17 protein-coding genes and 1 pseudogene are annotated in these 23,865 nt (G+C 50.3%); 10 read left to right on the plus strand and 8 right to left on the minus strand.

From position 1 onward, the window contains the following. The first annotated feature begins 20 nt into the window (after positions 1–20). From gcvP to NZM05_09855, 7 genes are all read left to right on the plus strand, one after another. Positions 21–2,942, plus strand: coding sequence for an aminomethyl-transferring glycine dehydrogenase (gene gcvP / locus NZM05_09825; protein MCS7013911.1), 2,922 nt, complete (start codon positions 21–23; stop codon positions 2,940–2,942). A gap of 86 nt (positions 2,943–3,028) precedes the next feature. After that, a complete protein-coding gene (locus NZM05_09830) occupies positions 3,029–3,877 on the plus strand; it encodes an NAD(+)/NADH kinase (GenBank protein ID MCS7013912.1) in 849 nt (282 codons plus the stop codon). Positions 3,878–3,896: 19 nt separating this feature from the next. Then, on the plus strand, positions 3,897–4,397 hold the full coding sequence (locus NZM05_09835; GenBank protein ID MCS7013913.1) for a thioredoxin family protein: 501 nt from the start codon (positions 3,897–3,899) through the stop codon (positions 4,395–4,397). Beyond that, entirely contained in the window at positions 4,390–5,370 is a 981-nt protein-coding gene (gene miaA / locus NZM05_09840) for a tRNA (adenosine(37)-N6)-dimethylallyltransferase MiaA (GenBank protein MCS7013914.1), read from the plus strand. Before NZM05_09835 ends, miaA begins: the two co-directional genes overlap by 8 nt. Positions 5,371–5,379: 9 nt before the next feature. After that, entirely contained in the window at positions 5,380–6,069 is a 690-nt protein-coding gene (locus NZM05_09845; protein MCS7013915.1) for an STAS domain-containing protein, read from the plus strand. Continuing rightward, a complete protein-coding gene (locus NZM05_09850) occupies positions 6,070–7,551 on the plus strand; it encodes a sodium:solute symporter (GenBank protein ID MCS7013916.1) in 1,482 nt (493 codons plus the stop codon). Positions 7,552–7,659: 108 nt separating this feature from the next. After that, positions 7,660–9,795, plus strand: coding sequence for a prolyl oligopeptidase family serine peptidase (locus NZM05_09855; GenBank protein ID MCS7013917.1), 2,136 nt, complete (start codon positions 7,660–7,662; stop codon positions 9,793–9,795). A gap of 184 nt (positions 9,796–9,979) precedes the next feature. On the opposite strand, the gene NZM05_09860 is transcribed toward NZM05_09855, so the two are convergent. Beyond that, positions 9,980–11,323 carry a M28 family metallopeptidase gene (locus NZM05_09860; GenBank protein MCS7013918.1) on the minus strand — a complete coding sequence of 448 codons (1,344 nt, stop codon included), beginning with the start codon at positions 11,321–11,323 and terminating at the stop codon, positions 9,980–9,982. 251 nt (positions 11,324–11,574) lie between these two features. Between NZM05_09860 and NZM05_09865 the strand changes: the two genes are divergently transcribed. From NZM05_09865 to trpA, 3 genes and pseudogenes are all read left to right on the plus strand, one after another. Further along, complete coding sequence (locus NZM05_09865) at positions 11,575–12,357, plus strand: response regulator (GenBank protein MCS7013919.1); 783 nt, start codon at positions 11,575–11,577, stop codon at positions 12,355–12,357. Then, positions 12,354–13,217, plus strand: a complete 864-nt coding sequence (locus NZM05_09870; protein ID MCS7013920.1) for a geranylgeranylglycerol-phosphate geranylgeranyltransferase — start codon at positions 12,354–12,356, stop codon at positions 13,215–13,217. Before NZM05_09865 ends, NZM05_09870 begins: the two co-directional genes overlap by 4 nt. Positions 13,218–13,228: 11 nt before the next feature. Continuing rightward, positions 13,229–14,020: pseudogene (gene trpA / locus NZM05_09875) on the plus strand (tryptophan synthase subunit alpha). Between the two features lie 27 nt (positions 14,021–14,047). On the opposite strand, the gene NZM05_09880 reads toward trpA, so the two are convergent. The 7 genes from NZM05_09880 to NZM05_09910 all read right to left on the minus strand — a co-directional run bounded on the left by NZM05_09880 (position 14,048) and on the right by NZM05_09910 (position 23,854). Next, on the minus strand, positions 14,048–16,102 hold the full coding sequence (locus tag NZM05_09880; protein MCS7013921.1) for a peptidylprolyl isomerase: 2,055 nt from the start codon (positions 16,100–16,102) through the stop codon (positions 14,048–14,050). Positions 16,103–16,166: 64 nt separating this feature from the next. Next, positions 16,167–17,351, minus strand: a complete 1,185-nt coding sequence (locus tag NZM05_09885; protein ID MCS7013922.1) for a tetratricopeptide repeat protein — start codon at positions 17,349–17,351, stop codon at positions 16,167–16,169. 311 nt (positions 17,352–17,662) lie between these two features. Continuing rightward, positions 17,663–18,628, minus strand: a complete 966-nt coding sequence (locus NZM05_09890; protein ID MCS7013923.1) for an alpha/beta fold hydrolase — start codon at positions 18,626–18,628, stop codon at positions 17,663–17,665. A gap of 124 nt (positions 18,629–18,752) precedes the next feature. After that, complete coding sequence (locus NZM05_09895) at positions 18,753–20,330, minus strand: hypothetical protein (protein ID MCS7013924.1); 1,578 nt, start codon at positions 20,328–20,330, stop codon at positions 18,753–18,755. A 182-nt stretch (positions 20,331–20,512) separates the two neighbouring features. Continuing rightward, positions 20,513–21,037: a hypothetical protein gene (locus tag NZM05_09900; GenBank protein MCS7013925.1), complete on the minus strand. Its 525-nt coding sequence runs from the start codon at positions 21,035–21,037 to the stop codon at positions 20,513–20,515. Positions 21,038–21,083: 46 nt separating this feature from the next. Then, complete coding sequence (locus tag NZM05_09905) at positions 21,084–22,583, minus strand: long-chain fatty acid--CoA ligase (GenBank protein ID MCS7013926.1); 1,500 nt, start codon at positions 22,581–22,583, stop codon at positions 21,084–21,086. Continuing rightward, positions 22,580–23,854, minus strand: a complete 1,275-nt coding sequence (locus NZM05_09910) for an MFS transporter (GenBank protein MCS7013927.1) — start codon at positions 23,852–23,854, stop codon at positions 22,580–22,582. Before NZM05_09910 ends, NZM05_09905 begins: the two co-directional genes overlap by 4 nt. Positions 23,855–23,865: the final 11 nt, after the last annotated feature.

Consider the following 23,865-nt stretch of genomic DNA (forward strand, 5'->3'; position numbering starts at 1 on the left):
TTTAATCCAGAGTCATCAGTATGAAACTTAACCTGCATGCCCAAGAAAAATTTGAACTGCGGCACAATGCATCGTTCAAAGATGCGGAGGAAATGCTACGCGTGATTGGTGTCTCAAGCCTTGATGAGCTGATTGAGCAAACCATTCCAGATGGGATTCGCTTGAAAAAACCACTCAATTTGCCGCCACCAAAATCAGAGCGAGAGTTTCTAAACAGCATCAAAACGATAGCTGAAAAGAACAAGGTCTTCAGGTCGTTCATTGGTATGGGCTACTATGATACCTTCACGCCGACCGTGATTTTGCGCAACATTTTGGAAAACCCGGGCTGGTATACAGCCTACACGCCCTACCAAGCTGAGATTGCGCAAGGACGCTTAGAGATGCTGCTGAATTTTCAAACAATGGTGTGCGACCTGACAGGAATGCCAATAGCTAATGCATCGCTACTTGATGAAGCAACTGCAGCGGCTGAAGCAGTGCATTTGCTCTACACGGTGCGTCCGGCCAACAAGCAGCAAGCAAGAATGCTCTTTGCGTCGGAGCTGTTGCACCCGCAAACGATAGATGTGCTGCGCACGCGCACCGAACCGATTGGCGTTGAGCTGGTAGTTGGAAATCCAAAAACAGTGGATTTAGCCAATCCGAACCTCTTTGCACTGGTACTGCAATACCCCAATACCGATGGCAGCGTGGAAGATTACGCAGCGCTTATCACCATGGCGCACCAATGTGGCGTAACGGTCGCTGTCGGGGCAGATTTGCTGGCGCTTGCGGTGCTCAAGCCCCCAGGTGAAATGGGCGCAGATGTGGTGTTTGGCTCAGCGCAACGCTTTGGCGTGCCGATGGGGTATGGAGGACCGCATGCGGCGTTCTTTGCCACGCGCGAAGAATTTAAGCGCCAGATTCCGGGGCGGTTGATTGGCGTCTCTATTGATGCAGAGGGACATCGGGCGCTGCGTATGGCACTGCAAACACGCGAGCAACATATTCGCCGTGAAAAGGCAACCTCAAACATTTGCACCGCACAGGTTTTGCTAGCAGTGGTGGCAGCCGCATATGCAATCTATCACGGGCCGAAAGGATTGCGTGCGATTGCGGAGCGCGTCTACGGTCTAACGGCACTGCTGAGGCGTAGTCTATGTGCCTTAGGTTTCCGCATCGTTAATACGACGCACTTTGACACGCTAACTGTCGATGCAGAAAGCAGGGCGCTATGCGAGCAGTGTGTGCGAGCAGCAGAAGAAGCACAGATGAACTTGCGCCGCTACGATGAAACACACTTCGGCATTGCGCTCGACGAGACTACGACAGTAAAAGAGGTGCAAGAGCTGATAGAAGTGTTGGGCAAGTGCCGCAAAACACTGAAGCCAGAGTTCTTTGAGACGACTTTCAAGGAATTGCAAGAAAGCATTGAACTGGATGTGCCATCGTCACTGGTGCGCACTTCACCGTATCTAACGCACGCTGTCTTTAACTCCTACCATAGCGAGCATGAAATGCTGCGCTACTTGAAAAAACTGGAAAATCGTGACGTGTCACTGGTGCACTCAATGATTCCTCTGGGCAGTTGCACGATGAAACTCAACGCCACCACAGAGATGATACCAATCACGTGGCGTGAGTTTAATGCACTGCACCCTTTTGCACCGCTGTCGCAAGCCAGAGGCTATCAGGAACTCCTAAGGCAGTTAGAGGCGTGGCTATGTGAAATTACGGGCTTGGCGGCAGTGTCTTTCCAGCCCAATTCAGGTGCACAGGGCGAATTTACGGGGCTAATGATCATCCGAGCCTATCACCGTTCTCGCAATGAAGCGCATCGTAATGTGGTGCTAATTCCACAGTCGGCGCACGGCACCAATCCTGCTAGCGCAGTGATGGCAGGCATGCAGGTCGTGGTAGTGCGGTGCGATGAGCGGGGGAATGTAGATGTTGCGGACTTGAAAGCAAAAGCTGAAGCGCACCGTGAGCATCTGGCTGCCCTGATGATTACATATCCTTCAACGCATGGCGTCTTTGAAGAAGAAATTCAGGAGATTTGCAAGATAGTGCATCAATTGGGCGGTCAGGTCTATATGGACGGCGCAAATATGAACGCGCAAGTTGGGCTAACAAGTCCAGCAGCCATCGGTGCGGATGTGTGTCATCTGAACTTGCACAAAACGTTCTGCATCCCACACGGAGGCGGCGGTCCAGGAGCAGGACCCGTCGCTGTTGCTGCGCATCTTGTGCCATTTTTGCCGAAGCATTGTCTTGTCGAAACAGGTGGGGAAAGGGGGATTTCTGCTGTATCGGCTGCACCGTTTGGCAATGCGTCTATCTTACCGATTTCATTTGGCTACATTGCGATGATGGGCAGCGAAGGGCTGACGAATGCCACCAAGATGGCCATTCTGAACGCAAACTACATCAAAGCACGTCTGGAAGGTGCTTACAATGTGCTCTATGTCAATCGTAATGGGCGATGTGCGCACGAAATGATTTTAGACCTGCGTCCCTTCAAAAAGGTGGGCATTGAAGCGGAAGATGTGGCAAAGCGACTGATGGACTACGGTTTCCATGCCCCGACGCTGTCGTTCCCTGTGGCCGGCACGATTATGATTGAGCCAACTGAGTCGGAGCCAAAAGCAGAGCTGGATCGCTTCTGTGATGCACTGCTTTCAATCCGAGAGGAAATCCGTGAGATTGAGTTGGGGCGGGCAGACCGAACAAACAACGTGCTGAAAAATGCGCCACACACTGCAGCGATGGTGATGTCAGACCACTGGGATAAGCCATATTCTCGTGAGAGAGCTGCTTACCCCTTGCCGTTTGTGCGAGAAGCTAAAGTTTGGCCCGCTGTGCGCCGCATTGATGCTGCCTTTGGCGACCGAAACTTGGTCTGCACGTGCGAACCAGTTGAGTCCTACCTTGACCAAGAGCGGGAGATAGCCGCTTCATAGCGTAGGGAATTTGAGTCATGCATGAGGCGCAAGACACCGTCGGTATTGGCGAGCGAAGTGTATATTTGCGCCTAAAATTTTTCTCTGTGACATTCGGGCTCAACATCAACATCTTGCGCGCAGATGCGCAGCGCATTGCAGAATCCCTAATTCAGTGGTTTAAGGAGCGGCAGATAGATTACATCGTTGAGAAAAGTGCGGCCAAAATTTTGGGCGAAAAGCGTCGCTGCAGCATTGAAGAAATCAGTGAGCGCAGCGACATTTTACTATCCTTAGGGGGCGATGGCACGCTCCTGCACTTAGCGCACTATGCCGGCCCAAAGCCTATTTTGGGCATCAATCTTGGGCGCGTGGGGTTTCTTGCAGAGTTCAGCGTCGATGAAATGTATCCAGCGATTGAGCGCATCTTGAAAAAGAACTATACGCTCGAGACACGCACGCAATTGGAAGCACAGGTGAAGACAAGTAAGAAACTGGTTACACTGCGCGCGCTGAACGACATTATCATTGAGCGAGGCGCCTACCCACGTATGCCTACCATCTCACTCCGCATTGATGGACACCACGTCAGTGACTACCGTGCCGATGGGCTAATTGTAGCCACTTCTACTGGTTCAACAGCTTACTCAATGTCGGCAGGTGGGCCGATTATCGTGCCAAAATCGCGGGTCTTTGTGATTACACCGATTTGTCCGCACATGCTAACTGTGCGCCCAATTGTCGTCAGCGATGACAAGCAGATTGAGCTATCAGTTGAGACGCCAGATGAAGGCTTTGTGCTCAATTGTGATGGCAGTCAGCAGCTTAGGCTGTCGCCGAAGCATCGGGTGCGAATCCGCAAGTCTGAGCAGGTGATTAACTTAATAGCCAATGAAAAGCGAAACTACTATGATGTGCTTCGTCAAAAGTTTCTTTGGGGCAAGGAGTATCTCTAAATCAAACAAAAAATGGATAGTGGCGGCACTGGTACTATGCGGATGCGCAGCGGCACAGAATGCAAGCCCGCCAAGCCAAAGCGCAGAGAGCAGCAAGCCAGCTAATATGGTGCTAGGGCTTTGCTCATGGGAAGACTGGCAAAAAGAAGCTAAATGGGACGATTACGAAGCAGCCGACTATGTGCCCGACAGCCTTGCCGTGCGTAAAATTGCGGCAAAAGCACAGTCGCCCGACATTACGTTTCTGCTCTTTGGCGGTAGCTGGTGCGGCGACAGCCGAGACGGAATGCCGAAAATTTTTAAGGTGCTGCGCGCAGCAGGCATTGCACCAGAACGCACTGCAGTCTATGGCGTTGACCGCAAAAAGCGTGAGGAAACTGGCACTGCCGAAAAATTCCAAGTTAAGCGTGTGCCCACGCTGATTGTGCTGAAAGCAGGTCAAGAGATTGGGCGAATTGTGGAGACCCCAACGATAAGCTGGGAAAGAGATTTGGCAGCACTGTTAGAGAAAAGTGAGTGATGGCAAAGAAACAAGCGTGAAAGAACAGGTAAAGATTTTAGCAATCGTAGGTCCAACCGCCTCAGGTAAAAGCGCGCTTGCCTTACGACTTGCAACGCATCTGGATGCGGAGATTGTCTCTGCAGACTCGCGCCAAATTTACCGCGAATTGACGATTGGTTCTGCCAAACCTTGCAAGGAAGAACTGCAGCAAGTCCGGCATCACTTCATTGATGAACGCTCTCTGCCTGCACCTTATGATGCAGGAACATTTGCAGCAGAAGCCGAGACACGTCTTGCAGAGATTCTATCGCGAGGCAAAGTGCCAATTGTGGTGGGCGGCTCGACGCTCTATGTGCAAAGTTTGGTGCAAGGCTTGGCAGCATTGCCGAAAAGTGACCCTGAAGTTCGAAAGCGGCTCTACGAAGAGCTACATACACTTGGCGCGCAAGCACTCTACGCAAGGTTGAAATCCATAGACCCCCAGCAAGCCCAAACCTTAGACCCAACCAAAACACAACGACTCATTCGTAGTCTTGAAATCATTGAACTGACAGGCGAGAGGGTCTCTGAGTTGCAGCGGCGGGCGCATCGAGCACCGCGCTTTAGTTTTTGCGTGATAGGCTTAGCACTACCGCGCCCTGTGCTCTACGCCCGCATCAATGCACGCGTGCTGGAAATGATGCGAAAAGGCTTGCTGGAAGAGGCGCGCTGGCTCTATGAAAAATTTGGTCGGCAGCACCAGCAAGAAAAAATCAATGCCTTAGAAACAGTTGGCTACAAGGAGCTTTTTGAGATGTTTGAAGGCAAGCACTCACTCGAAGAGGCGATTGCGCAAATTCAGCAGCACACGCGTAACTACGCCAAGCGGCAAATAACTTTTTTCCGAAATAAGCTAAGCGTGCACTGGATAGCGGCGCCAGAGCGCGAGCAGGATATTGCATTTGCGCTGCAAAGAGTTATTTCTATATTCCCACAACCAGTTTTCCAATAAGCTCTATCAATGAAACTCACAACAGAGACGAAGAAGGGGCTGACGATTCTAAAGCTACACGAAAAGCGCTTAGATGCTTCGATTGCCCCACATTTCAAATCGAAGCTGGCGCTGATGATTGAAGGCGAAGGTGAGAAGTATCTTGTGATTGACCTTTCACAAGTGCAAGCAATTGACTCCAGTGGGATTGGCTCACTATTGCTGGCACATCGCACAACACTGGCTCACGATGGTTTTGCGGCGTTTGTCGGCGTGCGAGAGCCCGTACGCGATTTGCTCAAAATGACACACCTCGATAAGCAGCTCTACATTTTCAACTCTATCCAAGATGTGCTGAATAACCTTGAAACCGTCGAAACCGACGAACCTGAAGAAAGCAAGGAAGACAAAGAAAAAATCAAAGTACCTGCTGCAGCAACCAAACACGTCAATCACACTGACTTGGATGAAGATGAAGAAGACGAGCTGTTAGAAAACCTCCCTGAATTGCCCGAAGAAAGCATTCCCGACCTTGAGCTATCGCTCGAAGAAGAAAGCCCAGACTTCGTTGAGCAAGGTGAGAGCAAGCCAGCAAAAAAATCCGCAAAGCGGACGACTGCAAAAGCAGGCAAGGCAAAGAGGTCGACGACTCGCAAAAGCAAGAAAGCAGCCGTAACCAAAGCGCCCGCACGCAAGGCAAAAAGCAAGAAAAAATCGTAGATGAACGAATTTTCTTGGCTGGATTGGGCAATCGTCGTGGGATATCTGGTAGGAGTGGCGCTCTTTGGACTGTTCAAAGGCGGTAAGCCAAGCTCTGCACACGACTACTTTCTCTCAGAGAAGAAAATTCACTGGCTTGTGGTTGCATTCTCGATTGTGGCAACAGAGACCTCTGCACTGACCTTTCTCTCCGTGCCGGGCATTGCCTATCGTAGCAATTGGCAGTTTTTGCAGTTAGCATTGGGTTATGTGATTGGGCGAACAGTGGTTGCGTTCTTTTTTTTACCGCGCTACTATGAAGGTCGCCTGAGCACAGTCTATGCCATACTGGAAACGCGCTTTGGCGTAGCAATGCGAAAGCTGGCGTCTGTTGTGTTTATCATCACGCGTGTCTTTGCCGATGGGGTGCGGTTGTATGCAGCAGCTATTCCACTCGTGGCGATTTTGCGTGGTTACCATCTCTTTTCAGAAGTGCCTGATACCACACTGTACGCCAGTGCGATTGTGCTCATCGCACTGGCAACGCTGGTGTATGTGCTCTTTGGCGGTGTGCGGGCAGTAATCTGGACCGACTTGCTGCAACTGGTGATTTACCTTCTGGGCGGACTCTTATCGGTAGTGCTGCTGCTGAGCAGTTTGCCTGCACCTGCTGAAGCATTAGAACGGATTGCGGCACAAGGCAAATTTGAAGTGTTCAACTTCAAGTGGGAAAACTTCTTTTTCTCGCCCTATCAGTTTTTCCTTGCGGTAGTAGGCGGTGCTTTTCTTTCAATGGCCTCACACGGGGCAGACTACATCATCGTGCAGCGGCTGTTTGCGACGGATAACCTCCAGAGCAGTCAAAAGGCGCTCATTGCAAGTGGCGCAATCGTGTTGGTGCAGTTTGCGCTGTTTCTTTTGATTGGCAGCCTACTGTATGTGTTCTACAATGGAGCACCATTTCGCAGTGATGAGGTCTTCTCAAAGTTTATCATTTCAGGCTTGCCAGCAGGTGTGTCAGGCTTGGTGGTGGCGGCCCTACTAGCGGCAGCTATGTCGACGCTCTCAAGCGCAATCAATGCGATTGCAAGTTCAACGGTCTTTGACCTTTATGCTGCAACCGAAAAGGGGCGCACGGCTTCGCCAGAAAAAAAGCTGCGGCTGTCTAAAATAGTCAGCTTGGTTTGGTCGGGTGTGCTAACACTTTCAGCCGTGAGCTATCTGGGGTTAGGCCAATCCGTGGTAGAAGTGGCGCTGAGCATTGCATCATTCACATACGGAGGGTTGCTGGGCGTGTTCTTTCTCTCACTGTTTCAGGAAGAAGTGGACAGGCGAGCCGCAATGGTTGGGTTTCTGGCCAGCATCGTAGCAATGACCGCTGTGGTAACACGCACTACCATCGCTTGGACACTCTACACACTTATTGGGTTAGCCGTAACGCTCATTGTGGCCCCAGCATTGCACCGATTCTTCAAGGCACGGAAAAAATCCCAGACGGTTTAGCGAAAGCAGTGTATCAGCCTTGCTAACCCTGCAGCACGGGCAGGGTTTCAGGTTCTCTATATCGGTCGTATATTGAAGCCTTACTTCTTTACCCAAACACATTGAATAATGAAAACGCTCATACTTTTTTTCGCTATGATTCTTGCCGCCGCTTTGCAGGCAGACGCACAAGCACTTCAATACCCAGTTACCAAAAAGGTTGACCAAGTCGATGACTACTTCGGCATCAAAGTCCCTGACCCCTACCGCTGGCTGGAAGACGATTACTCCGAAGAAACCAAGCAGTGGGTCGAGGCACAGAACAAGGTTACTTTTGCCTACTTGGAGCGCATTCCCTTCCGCAAAAAGCTCTACGAGCGCTTGGAGCAGCTTTACAACTACCCAAAATACTCCACACCCTTTCGCAAAGGTGAGTATTACTTCTTCTACAAAAACGATGGCTTGCAAAATCAAAGCGTGCTGTATGTGCAGAAAGGACTGGACGGTAAGCCTGAAGTCTTTTTAGACCCAAACACCTTCTCTGAAGATGGAACAGTGCGACTTGGCTTATTTGCAGTGTCAAAGGATGCAAAGTATGCTGCGTATAGCCTCTCCAGAGGTGGCTCAGATTGGCAGGAAGTGTATGTGATGGAGGTTGCTAGCAAAACCAAACTGCCCGATGTGTTGCGTTGGGTCAAAGTGTCAAGCATTGCGTGGCAGGGCAATGGATTCTACTACAGCCGTTACCCCGCTCCAACCGATACCAATCGCAAGCTCTCTGCCAAAAATGAAAATCATCAGGTTTTCTATCATCGAATTGGCGAGCCACAGGAAAAAGATGAATTGGTCTTCGAAGACAAAGAAAACCCGCTCCGTTTTCACATTCTCACAACAACCGAAGATGAACGCTTTTCAATTCTCTCTGTCTCTGACCGAGGCAAAGGCAAAGATGGCAATGCGCTCTATGTGCGCGACCACAAAAAGGGAGACAAAACCTTCCGACCTATCGTAACAAGCTTTGATGATGACTTTGCTGTCATTGACAACCTTGACGATAAACTTTTGGTTGTAACCAATAGGCAAGCACCAAATCGCAAAGTCGTGCTGATTGACCCTAAAAAGCCGGAGGAGAAAAATTGGAAGACTATTCTGCCTGAAAAGCCTGAGCCGCTGGCTAACATCACTTCGGCGGGTGGAAAGCTCTTTGCCGTCTATATGAAGGATGTTGCTCATCGCGTCTATGTGTATGACTACAACGGACGATTCGAGAACGAAATTGATCTGCCAACCTTAGGCACTGTGAGTGGCTTTGAGGGGGAAAAAAGCGATAAGGAAGTTTTCTACACCTTTACTTCCTTTACCTTTCCACCAACAATTTATCGCTACAACATTCTCACCAAAAAGTCTGAACTTTTTCGCAAGCCAGAAGTAAAGTTCAATTCAACCGACTACGAGACAAAGCAAGTCTTCTACCAAAGCAAAGACGGCACGCGCGTGCCGATGTTCATCGTGCACAAGAAAGGCTTAAGACAAGATGGTGCAAATCCGACATTGCTTTATGGATACGGTGGGTTTAATATCAGTTTAAATCCCAGTTTCAACCCGCTCAGGATTGCGTGGCTGGAGCAAGGTGGGATTTACGCTGTAGCAAACATTCGTGGCGGCGGAGAGTATGGCGAAAAGTGGCATGAGCAGGGAATGAAGCTCAAAAAGCAAAATGTCTTCGATGACTTCATCGCAGCCGCTGAATTTCTCATTCGGGAGAAGTACACCTCGCCAGAAAAGTTAGCCATTCAAGGTGGGTCAAATGGCGGCTTGCTAGTCGGAGCGGTCATCAATCAACGGCCAGAACTCTTTCGAGTGGCAATTCCTGAAGTCGGGGTAATGGATATGTTGCGCTTCCACAAATTTACAATTGGGTGGAATTGGATTGCAGACTACGGCTCGAGCGAAAATTACGAAGAGTTCAAAGTGCTCTATTCCTACTCGCCTTTGCATAACATCAAAGAAGGCTTGAATTATCCTGCCGTGCTCATTACCACAGCTGACCATGACGACCGTGTGGTGCCAGCGCATAGCTTCAAGTATGCAGCCACACTGCAGGAAAAATACAAGGGCAACAACCCAATTCTCATTCGCATTGAGACCAAATCTGGGCATGGCGCAGTCAGCACCAAGAAAGCATTAGAAGCGGCAACCGACATTTACGCTTTCATTTTCTACAACATCGGAGTGACGCCAAAGTTTGGGGGTGATTCGCCATAAATGACAACCAGAGATAAAGCTGCCGGTCTATCTTGTGTTGTATGATAGCGGCTGTGGGCTGTGTAACCGCACCACGCCGTTTCTTTCGGCAAAGCCGAAACAAGCAGCTGGACTGGTTTGGCAGATACGATACCTGCCGACTCCATCCTCAGTGGAGTGTTACCGCATGATGGCCTAACGAGGGCTACGGGAGGTCAGCGGCAACAAATGCCATAATCGCCATAGCCGCCACGCAGCGATTCAGCTCTTCTGGATTAAGCTTGTCAATTGTGTCAGCATGCGTATGGTGATACCAGAAGTAGCGAGTGCCGTCAACTTGCAAGCCTAAACCGGGCACACCCTGCTGCATTAGAGGCGCAATATCAGCGCCACCGCCACCGATGGTAATGCGACTGGCTTCAATCGGTGCGAGCAGATGTGCAATCGCTTTCACGATTTGTAGAACAGAATCACGACCCGTAAAGCCGAAGCCTGTGGGCTTAAAGACACCCGCATCAGATTCAATTGCAAGCACATGCCGCTCGTGCTTATGTGCATCGGCATATGCAGTGGCGCCACGAAAGCCATTTTCCTCATTTGTCCAGAGCACTACGCGCAAGGTGCGGCGTGCTCGAAGCCCCAAATCCTTGATGATTTTGAGCGCATGCCAGGCGGCGACACAGCCACCACCATCGTCCATTGCACCTTGCCCAACGTCCCATGAATCAATATGTCCGCCAAAAACTACGACTTCGTCTGGCTTTTCTGTGCCTCGAATTTCAGCAATTACATTGCGAGAGGGCGCATCAGGCAACTGTTTTGCATTAAGAAGGAGTTTGACCACCACCTTTTGCCCGCGCTTCTGCATTCGAGCAAGCATTTCTGCATCTTCCAGCGAAATAGCTGCATGTGGGATTTTGGGAATGGAGTCGACATATGTCATTGCACCAGTGTGGGGGGTGTAGAGCGAAAAGGGACCGACAGAGCGAATAAGGCTAGCTACTGCGCCAACCTTTGCTGCACGCTGTGCACCAAGTGTGCGCACACGCACCGTTTGCCCATACTGCGTAAAAGGCGTGTTGAACAACACGATTTTGCCTTTGGCTTCAGCAGCTCGAGCTTCAAGCTCATCAAAATCGCGAACCACCAGCACCTCTGCGGTGATACCTTTCTTTGGGGTCGGGATAGTGCCACCTAAGCCCATTACAGCCATCTTGTGTGGGCGAGGCGAAACAAGTTCACAGCTTTCTGCACCGCGCACCCAGCGAGGCACCATTACAGGCTCACCGCGCACATTGTCGAAGCCATCGGCTTTCATTTTAGCAAGACACCAGTCTATTGCACGCTCAAGATTCTCTGAGCCGCTGAGGCGTGGGCCGAAGGTATCGCAAAGTTCGGCAAGTCGCTCGAAAGCAACGCTATCCTTCATTGCAGCAGCGATGATGCGCAAAGCCGTCTCGCGATACCGAGCTGCAATGTAAGCCGAGTCGATTTGGGCATAGAGCGTAGGGGCTATGGCAAAAAAGAGCAAAAAGAAAATGCGTCTCATTGAAGTGAGTGTGTTGATAGAGTTTTTTAGGAAGTTAGTCTAACTGATGAAAGTTACAAAACAATGTGAGGAAGAGAAGAGTGAGACGGTAGGCGCGGACGGCGGTAAGCGTGTGTGCAAGACAGCGAGCAATGTGAGGCTGTTTTCACCAGAAGAAAGTGCGATGCACAAAAGGCAAAATCAATGCAATTTTTTTGTTACCTTGCAACATGCCGTTTCGCAGTGCCAAACTTTAACCAACCAATGGCAGAATGCAAGGGGGGCATGAACCACTATCAGGGCGAAAGGAACGGACTGTTCTGCTTGTCGATGATGACATAGCAGTGCTGCAGGTTACTTCACGCCAGTTGCAGAGAAGCGGATGCAGAGTGGTGACAGCAAGCAGCGCCGATGAAGCTGAAAGAATTTTAGAAGCCCAGGATATTCCCATTGTCGTCTGCGATAAAGCAATGCCCGGACGAGATGGATTGGATTTATGCCGCAGCCTTCGGCAAAATCCAAAAACGAAAGGCATCTATTTCATCATGATTACTGCACTGGGTAAGCCAATGGAAAAAGTGCGGGCCTTGATGGAAGGGGTCGATGACTACATTCACAAATCTTTTGAACCGAGTGAACTGCTGGCGCGCATTCAGGTTGCACAGCGCATTTTAGACCTGCAAGAGCAAATCTTGCAGTTGGAGCGCCTGAATGCATCAATAGCAATGGTAACAACATTGGCACACGAAATTAACAATCCGCTGACGGGACTTTTGGGCTTTCTGGAACTTGCAAAAGTGCGTATCACGAAAAAGCCTCTGCAAGAAGATGATATTGAAAAAATTAAGCGAATGCTGGAGCGCGTCTACGAACAAGGCAAGCGAATTGAAATGGTTGTGCGTAAGCTGATGAACCTCAAAGAATATTCAACCAAGACATATCTGGAAGGGGTAGAAATGGTGGATATTGACAAAGCAGATGTGCTAAGCAGTGCCGCAAGTCAAGAAAAGGATGAAACAGAAAATCAGCGGGAGAACATAGCAAGACCCAAATGACAGTTTCCTCACCACTTTGGTCTAAAGCATTAGCATGTGTGGTGCTAACACGCCCCTCCAATGTAGGGCTGTTTTTTTTAGCCATTTTGCTCGGCGCATTTGTCGCAGCTGGAACCGAGGCCTTCGCAGAACCGAAAGTGTGGCTAGCTGCACTTTCGGGCACGCTGGTCGGCGCAGCAGCTAATGTCATCAACGATGTGATGGACATAGAAATTGACCGCATCAACAAGCCCAAACGACCCTTAGCAAGTGGTAGACTCTCACCGAAAGATGCTCAAGCCGAATGGTTTGCCTTAACTGCAGCAGGAATTGCACTGTCAGCCTTCATTTCGCCTCTGCACACCAGTATTGCAATTGGTGCAAGTGCAGTGCTCTACGCGTATAGCCTTGTCTTAAAACGCGTCGCCTTAGTTGGAAATCTTGTGGTGGCCGGTGTGGTAAGCACAGGACTAATATATGCGGCATTAGTTGTTGGCGACCTGCAAGAAGTATGGTTCCCTGTTGCATTTAGCTTTCTCTTCAACTTGGGGCGGGAGATTCTTAAAGACCTCGAAGATACCGAAGGTGACAAGAAAGGTGGCGCAGAGACCTTACCACTCAAAATCGGGACGATCGGCTCGCTCTGGGTAATTACGCTACTCTATGTGCTGGTGGTAGCACTTTCTATTTTGCCGTATCTGCAAGGGCTATACGGCAAGTGGTATCTCTGGAGTGTGCTTTGCACGACCGATGCGATAATTGCTTTTACAGTGGTGCGCGCATGGCAAGTGCAGACCAAAGAAAATTTCTACAAACTCAATACACTGCTCAAATGGGCAATGCTAACAGGCATTGTGGCAATTGCTCTGGGGCGAGTGTAAAATAAACCGACCTGCTGATGAATCGTCTTGAGAGCTTGCAGTGGCAGTGCAAAAAAATGTGGATTCCTTACTTGATGCCAGAATTTCCTGTGCCAAATACAACCGTGCCAACACTCTTGGCACTCCAACGCAGTGGTGCAGATGTGATTGAGTTGGGGTTTCCACATAGTGACCCACTGGCAGACGGCCGCACCATTCAAGACGCTGCGCAGGTAGCCATCCGAAATGGCGTAACGCTGCCGAAGCTCTTGGAATGGATTTACAAAGCTCGCACAGCATCACCAGAGCCGCTGCAGATTCCACTCATCGTAATGGGCTACATTAACCCCATCTTGCAGTATGGCATAGAGCGATTTTTAGCAGAGGCAAAAACAGTGGGTGTCGATGGGCTGATTGTGCCCGACCTGCCGCCTGAAGAAGCAGAGGAGTTTCGCCAAAAGTGCATCGCACAGCACTTAGCGCTGGTCTTCTTAATCTCACCTGTAACAAGCGAAGCGCGCATTCAGAAAATTGATGCGCTGGCAACCCACTTTCTTTACGCAATTTCTGTAAATGCCACAACAGGCACAGGGAAGCTCTCAGCGCAAGACACAAGCCAGATACGCCCTTACTTAGAGCGTGTGCGGCGCAATGCGAAAAAGCCTTTCGTCGTAGGGTTTGGCATTGAGGCTGCTGAGCAAGCCGCATCAATTCTCGAGGTTGCAGACGGAGTCGTGGTCGGCTCTGCACTGCTGCGTGCGATGAGCGCAGCAAAAAGCGCAGCAGAAACAGTGGCACTTGCTGAAGCCTTCTGGAAGACACTCTGTCAGTCACACACAAACCGTTTGTGCTTAACGTCCAGTGATGCGAATAGACAGAATGCGGTCGCCTACCTCAAGCCTATCGACCACATTCATGCCTCGCTTGACCAGACCGAAGGCGGTGTAACGCCCGTCTAAGTGAGGGTGATGGGAATGCATGATAAAAAACTGCGAACCTTCGGTATCTTTGCCCGCTGATGCCAGACCTAAGATACCGCGTTCAAAACGGCGGCGCGTAAACTCCGTGCGAATGGAATAAGGAGGACCACCAGTGCCATCGCCTTTCGGGTCGCCACCTTGAACCACAAAATTAGGCACGACACGGTGAAAGCGCAGCCCGTCGTAAAACTTCGCCTCAGCGAGCTTGATAAAATTGCGCACAGTGAAAGGTGCTTCCTCAATAAATAGCTCAACAGTAATTGACCCTTTCGTGGTCTCAATAGTGGCAAGTGGATTGCGAGAGAAGCGATTGAAAAACGCCCAATCTACGGCAGGCGGACGGATGGAAAGGTCAACTGTTGGACGCTGACCAGTAAGGCGCAGGTATAGCTCCGCCGCAGTCTTGCGCACGGAAAGTTCTCTATCGAGAAAATACTGTTCAAGTACAGGCAAAGCAGCGCTGCCTTGCAAGCGAACAAGAGCTTGCAAGAGCATCATCACGGTTTCTGCATCGTGCTCAGAGCGAAGGATGGAGAGTGTTTGACGAAATGCAGAAGCTGACTGCGGAGAAAAAGCAAGTGAATCAGAAAGAATTTCTGCAGCCGCCTGAACTGCAGAAGTGTTTGATGCGGCAGAGCGGGCATGAAGCACCATTGCTTGCTCTAAGGTGCGCACAATTGAGTGTGAAATTGTGCTATCGTGACGAGCGATTTTTAATGCATTGCCAAGTGAGCGAATAGCTGCGGTGGCTAGCGGCGAGGTGGTATCGAGGGCACTTTCTTGGAGCACCGAAAGCCACTCGGGGCGCACTTGCTTTTCTCGCCATGCCAGAGTACCCATAGCGGTCAGCATCGCTTGCGTGGGCGCAGATATTCGCTGCTGGATTTTGCTAGCAGCTCTGTCAGGCGCAAGCACTGCCAGCGTTTGCAAAGCGTCGGTCTGAATGTCAAGCGATGAAGACTCACAAAGCAGCTCTACAGCTGAGAGCAAAGCAGAAAATGAAGCCGACGCATGCAACTCGTCAGAGGGTGCATAGCGCAAGAGCAGGTGCAGCGTTTCTTTCTGCAAGTGGTAGTTTGGTGACCTTAGGAGCGGCAGAGCTGCCTCGTAAAGTGCTGCAGCGTCTGGCGTAGGGTAGCGACTGAGCGCACGGAGGGCATTAACAGCCACACGCCAATCTGTGTCGTGCATTGCATTCAGCAAAGCAGCTTGTGATTCAGGGGTGCGCAAAGAAGCACAAGCAGTAGCAGCAAGAGCGCGCTGGTCAGCATTTTGTGCACGAAGCGCAGCAAGAAGGACATGTTGATGCGGCGCAAGTAAGGTGCTGTCGCCAATGCGAGACAGGGCATAGAGCGCAAAGTTAAACATCGGTGAGCGTGCGGTTTCCCTGTAAAGCAAAGCAGCGGCAGCAGTAAGTTTTTCAGAAACGACTCGGCGCAGTGCTGCGCGTGCAATAGCCTCAGCAATAGCGTCTTTTAAGACCCTATCCTTCAAGTTCAAATCCAAGAGTTTTTCCATTGCGGAGCAGCTGGCAAAGTGCCCAAGTGCAATAACTAGCTCGTAGCGCACCGCACGGTTTTTTTCAGCAGCAATCAAGGCCAGCACAGTATCCTCAAAGCGGGAGGCATTAGGAGAAAGCCGAAGAGTTTGTCCCAGTGCTAATGCCGCATACTCGCGCACGCGTGCAGAGGGGGAGGAGAGTTTGCGCAAAATCGCGTCAATTGCACTATCGGATTGCACGCTAGCCAGCTCATAGAGCACAAATGCATCAAGCGCATCGGATTTGTCTAAGTGTGACAGCAGAAGACCAACTCGGCGCTGGTCAGAAGCCTCTTTGGCGGCGCGCATTTCGGCATTTTTCCAAAAAGGCTGACCCAGACTTTGTGCGGCGCAAAGCAAGAAAACAGCCCAGAGGCAGTGTCGCATCGGTCATCAGTTAGGTAGAAAACGAAAAAGCCCTGCAGAGATATGCAGGGCTGTATGAGGCAAGTTAGCTATCTTCCTTAGCAGTATTCACTCGGTTCAGAGCTTCTTTGGAGTCAGCGTTGCGACCAAGCAGCGCATAAAGTTTTGCCATTAGGCGCCAGTATTGCTTAGTATTTTCTCGCTCGGCTGCAGGGCGGAGCACTTGAAGAGCCCGCTCATAGTAGGGAGCACCGCCAGTGTATTCAGGAATTTTCACCTTCTTTTTGCCTTTATTTGCAGCCTTCACGCTATCCTCAAAAGCCTTCTTGTACTTGTCAACAAGCTGAATGTGATAGACCGCGTAGTTGTAAGCAGCGTCAGAGACCGTAGGGTCAAGCTGTAAGGCACGCTCAAGCTTAGCGATAGCCGCTTCGTACTTTCCGCTGTCCGCAAGCACCTGTGCAACATAGCGTAAGAGCGGCACCGCTGTTTTCTTAATGTCAGGCGTAGGATTTTCCAGAGCTTTGTCCAAGAGCTTCTCGGCATCACTGATACGATTGGCGCGAATGTAAGCAACCATCAAACGGTTGTAGGTATCGGGAGTGGCTTTGCCGCGCCTCACCACAATCTCTAACATCTCGACCGCCTGAGCAAATTTTTCCTGCTTTTCCAGTGCAAAGTCAATCAAGGTATAGGCATCTACATCGTCGGGGTTATACTCAATGTATTTTCTTAGCACTGGCTCAGCTTCGGCGTATTTGCCCTCTACAATGTAAGCACGTGCCAACGGCATATAGACTTGCATACTATCGGGCACGATTTCAATAGCGAGTTTGAACTTCGTAATTGCTGTGTCCATACCGGCATTTCGCTTTGCAGCATCTTTCTGCTGCACGGCCTCATTGAAGGCATTGACACCATCATTGAACACAATTGCCCACATTGTGCGAATCGTGTTCTCTGCCTGAAGCTGAAAGACAGGGGCTTGCTTCTCAGTTGACTTCATTGAAAGCACCTTGCGGTAGTTCTGCGTAGCCTTGCGGTAATCTTCTGCCCGCTTGTCATTTTGAGCCTTCTCATAATAAACATTGCCTAAAACATAGTAAGCCTCCATATTGCCCGGATTTTCCTTGATGATGCGCTCAAGCTCAGCAATTGCGCGGTCAAATTCCTTACGCTGAACCATCGTCTTGACAAAGCTTGGCACCTGCGCCCAAGCGGCATTAACAAAAAGCGCAGACAGAATGAACAAGCAAAGAAGTTTCTTCATCTCTGACAGGATTAAGTTTAAGTTGTGATAGACTGCAAAAAGCAATTCTGCATGTAGCAGCTCACATAGAGCGAAAAGTAATAGGTAATCAAGATTTTTCAAATAACGCTGATTGCGAATAGCGTGGTGGTTCGGTAGTAGTAACTCTCTACCCTGCCAACTGAGGTAGTCTCTTCTACAAAGAGAGTCAAGGTAAGAGAAAGCGTTCAAAGAGCAGTGCGACATATGCACTGCTCTCGGTGAAGTGCCAGAGAGAGGCAAGGGTAAGAGAGATTAGGGTAACGGAGAGCGCCTACGACGATGGCTGAGGATTACTTTTCTGCCGCTGTGGAGCGTGCAAATTCAGCAATCAGTTGATTGACAAGCTCACTCTTTTCCATTTGAATCATGTGACCGCACTCGGGCACCATAGCAAGCTTTGCATTCTTCATTGCGGCGGTGCCTTGCTCCATTACCTCTCGGGTGCGGCCGCCGTGCAAAAATGGGTTAGGAATAAGGTTGTCGTTTTCGCCTGCAATAACCAGCGTCGGTGTGGAGATGAGATGTAATCTATCCCACACGTAGCCATCAAGCATTGCGCCAACAGATTTCCAAACCGCATATGCAAAGCGGTCAAACTCATCTGATGAGACAAGCCGGGTACGCTCTTCCACCATCCACTCCCACTTGTCGTCCCAGTTGTAGAAGTTGGCTACGATGTTGGCACGAATGCGCTCTGGAGGGGTTTTTTTGACAAAGTCGGGTGTAACGGAATTGCGCAGCCAATTTCCTTCACCTTCTTTGAAGGCTTCAAAGCCCGCAGGGGACAGCAGCACCATTTTCTCAATAGCTTCAGGAAAAAGAAGTGCTGCGGTAAGCGAGATTTGTCCACCCATTGAGTGTCCGACCCAGACGGCTTTCTGAATGCCAAGATGTTGCAAAAGGGCGCGCACGGTTTCTGCAAAAAACTGCATAGAGTAGGGCGTCGAATACGCTTTGCCTGACTTGCCATAGCCGGGTAAATCCAGAGCAATCACCCGAAAGCCACGCTGACGCAAGTCCGCGAGGTTGTAACGCCAAAAGCCCGCATTGCTGGCAAGCCCGTGAATGAGCACAAGCGGCGTGCCATTGCCCTTCGAGTCATAGTAACTGACCAATGCACCATTCACCGTGGCTTGCTCAGTAGGAAAGGGATATGGAATGTCCTTGAACTGCATAACAGGTGCAGCGTGGTAAAGTTTGGCGCTGTGGCAACCTAAGAGCAAAAGGAAAAACAGTGTGCAAAGAATCCGAGCCATAGCGTTGAAGCAGTTTGTTATGGAAAAAGTGAATCTTGTTTTTCTTTGCCGTGCCTACTTATACTGGAAAAGAGAGCTGTGCTGAACGTTGTTCTGCTCCGCAGTCTATGCAAGACATGGCTTGCTAGAACATGAGCCAACTAAGCGTGCCAAATACGACCCAAGGGTTTGCTGGACGAGATGCCAACGCCGCTGGTCGCGTCAGAGGGCTATCATAAAAATCCCCATTAACCATATAGGCTGCACTAAGACCTATCTCAAGGAAAAGCGCAAGTGTGTATTTAAGTTCGCCGTTAATTTCTGCACCGATAAACCGCCCAACACCGCTAGGCGTTTGATTGGCAATTGCCGCTGCAGCGCCCAGTTTAAGTGTTACCTTGTTCGGCACAGGACTATTGAAGTAGTTAAGGAAAATAGCAGTCGTGCCAAAGCCCATGTTGGAGATATCGTGCACAGCAGAGTAGTAGCGATTTACCACTTGCACATCTGGAAAAAGCAGGTAAGCGCGATGCGAGCTGAAAATACCGACAGGCGAACCCCAAGTGTTGCCAGTAACTACGCCAGAGTATTGTCCATCGCGTGCATTGTCGGCATCACCAGAAGTGTAAAGTGCCTCGAGAGAAAAACGGTCGTTAGCCGTCTGTCCATACTTGTAGCTGAGCGAAAGATGGGCAGTGTAACCAAAAATGCCAATGTTGCCAGCGCTGACCCCTTGCGGCGTGAAAAGATTGAGGTTGCCAAAGTTAAACATCACGAGCGCGCTTGCCCAAAATCGGCCACCGATAAAATCGCGATTGTATGAGGTGTTCAAACCAGCCCAAAGCACATCGCCTTTGTAACGGTTTTGTCCAATTTGGAGCCGAGCGCCGCCGTTATACTCTACAAGCAGAGAATTAAAGCCTTGCCCCAAGATGGAAACACCCCCTTCGTTTTGCGCACGGTCATAAAGATACCAAAGGCTGCCACCCAGTTCCCAGAGTCCGCTGAGACGTGTTTCCATGTCTGCCATCAGAAGCACCACATCATCATCAATCTCAATAAAGTTTTCGTAGAGTTGAAAGTAGCCAACTCGTCCGATTGTAACAGGCGAGAGATTGAAGTAGCTACTGATACCAACGCCTTGCGTGCCCCAAAACATGAGGCGGTTACCACTGGTTTGGTTGGTTTGCAATGTATTGACATTGGGGTCGCGCACATTGTCAAAAATGCGCTGAATGCCAATCACAACATTCCAAAATGGGTTGATTTTAAGCTCTACATTGGCTAAGAGTGTCTGGATATTAACCGTGCCAGCATTGATAGCGCCACCGACATTATTGCCCACGCCGTAGTTGACATCGCCCCACGTTACATCAACCTTGAGCAAAGCACGAAAAATTGCTAGGCCATCCAAGAGCGCAGGACGATAGACAAAAAGAGGCACGAAGCGACCTTCACCATAAAAAGCCATTTGTGGCTTAGTCGTTGTACTGTTCGGACCAAAGAGGCGACCGATAATTTGGCCGCGCAAAAATTCATTTTCAGGGGCGATGTTGCTGCCTGTAAGGCGTGTGAAGAAAAAGCCGATGAATTGCAACTCTGGCACAGGTTTTTCAGGTGTGCCCAAACGCCGGTCGTCGTCAACAGGGTAGTTGGGCAGTTGTGCCCAAAGCGGTAGTGCCAGCGTCGAGAAAAGCGCAAAAAGCAGTATCTGATGTTTCATTGCAAGTCAAGTTAGATGTTGGCAGTGCTCAGTGCGCTGGGCAAAGTCCAACCCGAGATATAAAAGGAAAGAAGAGCAGAGTGCTAAGTAGCCTGCAGAGCTGCCCTGTCTTCCCAAAGGAACGAAGCAGCCAACTCTGCTCTCCTTCACCAGCCTCTCTCAGAGGGAAACTTTCGCAAGCATCACTGACGGATATAGACTTGCACGTTGGCTTGACCAAATGCTCCACCAGAGGTGCTACCGAAGCCTGCAGTAGCAGTCGGCGGTGTAACGCCTTGCAGAGGTGGTTGAACTTGCGCAACCTCATAGCGCATTCGATTACCAGAGACTTCATAGATGCCCTGAGCCGTGAGCGCAGTCGGTGAGGTTTGGTTTGCCGTGATGTTGCGAATATTGGCATTTGCACCAGTGGCACCGCCCGGCGTGGTAACATAGGTGCCGCGCAAAGTCAGTTCCACACCAGCTGAATCACGCTGCACGACCGTGTAAGAGCCATCGCGGTTGAAAGTCGCTTGAATGCGGCGAATACGCAGAGGCGGGTTAAAGAGAATCGGGGCTACATTCGTGCCTTCTGAGACCCATGTGCCAATAATTGGGTCTTGACTGGCACTGTCGTCGCTCGAAGTGGTGGTGCCTCGGCAGGCAGCAACCAGCAGTAGGGCAACCAGCAGATAAGAAGTGGAACGACGAAACATATCAACCTCCATTCGTTTAAGTTTGTTGAAATTGCGGCAAAAGTTGCCGTAAGAGAACTCAAAGGCTTAAAAGGGCCTTGCGATTAATTTTGCCGATGTCATTTTTAGGCAGACTGCTAAGAAAGACCACATACTTTGGCACTTTGTATTTTGCCAAGTTCGCCTTGCAAAACTCAAGAAGTTCTGCTTCCGTGAGCGAGGCATTTGGCTTGAGGACAACAAAGGCTTTCCCAACCTCACCCCACTTTTCATCAGGCACGCCAATCACGGCTGCTTCTGCGACGCACGGATGTGAGTGCAAAAGCCGCTCTACTTCGGCAGGGTAGACATTTTCGCCGCCAGAGATATACATATTCTTCTTGCGGTCAACGACATAGAAAAAGCCTTCTTCATCTTGTCGTGCCAAATCGCCTGAATAAAGCCATCCATCTTTGAGAGCCTTAGCCGTCTCCGCTGGATTACGCCAGTAGCCAGGCGTAACCACATCGCCACTAAAGATGAGTTCGCCGACACTGCCTTGTGGCACATCATTCCCCTCGTCATCGACCAAGCGAACTTTCACATAAAAATTAGGCACGCCAATTGAGCCAATTTTGCGCACGCTATCATCTTGATGCAGCGAAAAAAGGTTGGGTCCGACCTCTGTCATGCCAAAGCCTTGACGAATGGGAATGCCACGGCGCTGCCAAAGCTCAATGACTGAAATCGGAAGCGCTTCGCCACCCACGATAAAAAAGCGCATGGCGCTTAAATCGGCAGTGTGAAAGAGCGGTGAGGCAGCAAGCATTTTGAGAATGGTAGGCACAGCCAAAAAAATTGTGGCACGCTCTTCGGATAGTGCTTGAAGCACAGCATCAGCCTCAAACTTCTTCATCAAGCAACTGTAAGCAGCTCGGTGAAGAAATGGGGTCGAGAGCGCATTAAGGCCACCTGTGTGAAAAAGTGGTAGACAGCACACCGTGCGGTCGTTAGAAGTAAGGTCAAGCCGTATAGTGGTATTGATGCTATTCCAGAAAAGCATTTTATGTGTGTAGAGCACCCCCTTAGGAAGACCAGTCGTGCCGCTGGTGTAGAGAATAAAAATTGGGTCGTTTTCGTCAAGGTGGGCGTGAGCTGAAAATCGCTCGACTTCATCGCGAAATGGGTAACAGAAGGCTTGAAGTTCTGCAAACGACCAGCGGTGCGGAATTGCTTGAAAAGATTGAGATTGCTCAGCGATAGAGTGATACTTTTCCTCAACAGCGATAAACTTTGGCGTGCAGTCTCGCAGCACGCCGTCAATTTCACGGGCAGCCAAGCGAAAGTTGAGCGGCACGAAAATTAGACCCGTCTTCTGTGCAACGAAAAAGAGCACAAAGTGCTCGAGCGAATTTTCTGCGTAAAGCGCAATGCGGTCTCCACGCTCTAAGCCAAACTCACGCAGGAAAAGCCGAGCCAATCGGTTCGAAAGATGGTCAAGCTGCCGAAAAGTAAGTGTGCGGCCTGTTTCATATTCTTTCAGCGCAATTTTGTCAGGCGCATAGAGACAAAGTTTTTCCAGCCAGTTCAGTTGAATCATCGTTCAAGAGCAGTTTGTGCATTAAGTCTCTGAGAAGCCAGCCAAAGTGCAGCAGCAGAAATCGCAAGTGAAAGCGGGCAAAGCAGCAAGGCAAATTGGAGTGCACGAGCTGTGCCGTGTGAAATAAGCGCGTCGCTGATTGCCCCAACAATAGGTGGTGCGATTCCGTAGCCAATGATATTCACCACGAAGAAATAAACTGCTACGCCAATGCCACGCAGCGAAACGCCGACAATTTCGTGCACGTCGGCAGCTGCTGGGCCCAGCCATGCCAGTGAAGTGCTCATCAGAGCAAAGTAAAGCACTTGCGCAAACGAGAGTTGCTCCGTGAAAAGAAAAAGCAGCCAAAGCACAACCGATACCAAGGCCACGCCTGACATCAAAAGCAATCGGCCGCCACGCTGACGCCGGCGCAAAGCGTCGGCAGCTGCGCCGCCTAAAATAGTGCCGCCTAAGCCACCAATGATGACAAACATGGCAACCATAAACCCAACATCGGTCTTTGCCATGCCAAAGGCGGCGACGAAGTAAGTCGGTAGCCAAATCGTAAGACTGTTGGCAGCAATTGCAAGGCAAGCATAGCCGATGTGATGAAGCCAAAGCGTGGGAAGTTTGAAGACGGCTCGCCAGTCGCTGCGGGTAGGGGTGCCAAGAGTTTCGGTTACGCCACGCGGGGGCTCACGGAGAAGCAGCACAAGCAGCGCAATCGGCAAGCCCGCAAAGCCGATGATGTAGAATGCCCAACGCCAGCCAAGTGCTGCGTCAATTGCAGTGCCTGCGAAGAAAGATAGCGCAGTGCCTCCCGCAATCGCAGATGAATAAATTGCTTGCACTGTAGCACGCATTTTGGGTGGGAAGTAATCACTGAGCAGCGAAAGCGCGGCAGGGCCTAAGGTGGCCTCACCGACTCCGACCATCACGCGACAGAGAAAAAGTTGCCAGAAGTTTTGCGCAAAGCCTGAAACCCCTGAAAAGAAACTCCACACGGCAAGCCCAGCAGCAATGAGTTTGGTGCGAGAGAGACTATCGGCAAGTTTTCCAAAGGGCAAGCCTAAGGCAGTGTAGAAGAGCACAAACGCGGTGGTGCCTAAAAGTGCAGTCTCAAAGTTGGAGAGTGAAAACTCCTTTTTAACCGAAGCAAAAAGGCTTACCAGCAAGATTCGGTCGGCAAAGTTCAAGACATACACCACGAAGAGCAAGAAAAGCGCATACCATGCATAAAGCGTTACTTTCTGTTCAGTCATCGTTGCTGCGGTGGCCTGCGTCATCATAGCTGGGTCTG

Source organism: Chloroherpetonaceae bacterium, assembly GCA_025056565.1.
Taxonomy (GTDB): domain Bacteria; phylum Bacteroidota; class Chlorobiia; order Chlorobiales; family Thermochlorobacteraceae; genus Thermochlorobacter.

Coding starts and splice junctions, on each gene's coding strand:
- NZM05_09860 (MCS7013918.1), bottom strand. CDS start 11,323: ATGAGACGCATTTTCTTTTTGCTCTTTTTTGCCATAGCCCCTACGCTC.
- NZM05_09855 (MCS7013917.1), top strand. CDS start 7,660: ATGAAAACGCTCATACTTTTTTTCGCTATGATTCTTGCCGCCGCTTTG.
- NZM05_09910 (MCS7013927.1), bottom strand. CDS start 23,854: ATGATGACGCAGGCCACCGCAGCAACGATGACTGAACAGAAAGTAACG.
- NZM05_09905 (MCS7013926.1), bottom strand. CDS start 22,583: ATGATTCAACTGAACTGGCTGGAAAAACTTTGTCTCTATGCGCCTGAC.
- NZM05_09885 (MCS7013922.1), bottom strand. CDS start 17,351: ATGAAGAAACTTCTTTGCTTGTTCATTCTGTCTGCGCTTTTTGTTAAT.
- NZM05_09865 (MCS7013919.1), top strand. CDS start 11,575: ATGCAAGGGGGGCATGAACCACTATCAGGGCGAAAGGAACGGACTGTT.
- gcvP (MCS7013911.1), top strand. CDS start 21: ATGAAACTTAACCTGCATGCCCAAGAAAAATTTGAACTGCGGCACAAT.
- NZM05_09850 (MCS7013916.1), top strand. CDS start 6,070: ATGAACGAATTTTCTTGGCTGGATTGGGCAATCGTCGTGGGATATCTG.
- NZM05_09880 (MCS7013921.1), bottom strand. CDS start 16,102: ATGCGACACTGCCTCTGGGCTGTTTTCTTGCTTTGCGCCGCACAAAGT.
- NZM05_09890 (MCS7013923.1), bottom strand. CDS start 18,628: ATGGCTCGGATTCTTTGCACACTGTTTTTCCTTTTGCTCTTAGGTTGC.
- NZM05_09845 (MCS7013915.1), top strand. CDS start 5,380: ATGAAACTCACAACAGAGACGAAGAAGGGGCTGACGATTCTAAAGCTA.
- NZM05_09895 (MCS7013924.1), bottom strand. CDS start 20,330: ATGAAACATCAGATACTGCTTTTTGCGCTTTTCTCGACGCTGGCACTA.
- NZM05_09900 (MCS7013925.1), bottom strand. CDS start 21,037: ATGGAGGTTGATATGTTTCGTCGTTCCACTTCTTATCTGCTGGTTGCC.
- NZM05_09870 (MCS7013920.1), top strand. CDS start 12,354: ATGACAGTTTCCTCACCACTTTGGTCTAAAGCATTAGCATGTGTGGTG.